This is a genomic window from Micromonospora fiedleri (assembly GCF_016774385.1).
GTDB lineage: Bacteria > Actinomycetota > Actinomycetes > Mycobacteriales > Micromonosporaceae > Micromonospora > Micromonospora gifhornensis.
The window spans coordinates 1-876 of record NZ_JAETXL010000027.1 but is presented as its reverse complement, the minus strand read 5'-3'; the positions used below and the strand labels follow the sequence as shown (position 1 = coordinate 876).

Annotated in this window: 1 protein-coding gene; it reads left to right on the top strand. The window is 70.9% G+C overall.

The window, feature by feature from the left end; all coding sequences use genetic code 11:
• On the top strand, positions 1–876 hold an 876-nt coding region (locus JMF97_RS30450), incomplete at both ends, for a ketoacyl-synthetase C-terminal extension domain-containing protein (protein WP_203224660.1).

Genomic DNA, 876 nt, shown 5'->3' with positions numbered 1-876 from the left:
ATGGTTTGACGGCGCCGAGTGGTCCGGCGCAGGAGCGGGTGATTCGGGCGGCGTTGGGTGCTGCTGGTTTGTCGGCGTCGGATGTGGATGTGGTGGAGGCGCATGGGACGGGTACGTCGTTGGGTGACCCGATCGAGGCGCAGGCGGTGTTGGCCACGTACGGGTCCCGTACTGGTGGTGTGCCGGTGTTGTTGGGCTCGTTGAAGTCGAACATCGGTCACGCCCAGGCCGCTGCCGGTGTGGGTGGTGTGATCAAGATGGTGCAGGCGATGCGGGCGGGAGTGGCGCCCCGCTCACTGCACTGTGAAGTGCCGTCACCCATGGTCGACTGGGACTCCGGTGCGGTGCAGTTGCTGTCGTCCCGACAGGACTGGCCCGACACCGGCCGCCCCCGCCGCGCCGCAGTCTCCTCCTTCGGAATCGGCGGCACCAACGCCCACGTCATCCTCGAAGAACCGCCAGCCGTCGAGGCCGAACCGGCCGCCGACGAGCCGACGGCGTCCGGCACCGGCTTGCCGGTCCCGCTCGTCGTCTCGGCAGCCACCCCGCAGGCCCTGCGCGCCAACCTCGACCAGCTCGCCGACCACCCCGTCGGACAACCCGCCGACCTCGCCCGCTCCCTGCTGACCGGCCGCGCCCTGCTCGCCCACCGAGCCGTCGCCGTCGCCAGCGAACCCAGCACCCTGCCCACCGCCCTGCGCACCGCCACCCCCGTCACCCCGCCCCGCCCCGGCCGCACCGCTGTCCTGTTCACCGGTCAGGGGTCGCAGTGGGTGGGGATGGGTGAGGGTTTGGTGGGGGTGTTTCCGGTGTTTCGGCGGGTGTGGGAGGAGGTGTGTTCGCGTCTGGTGTGGGATGCGGGGGATGTGGATGCGA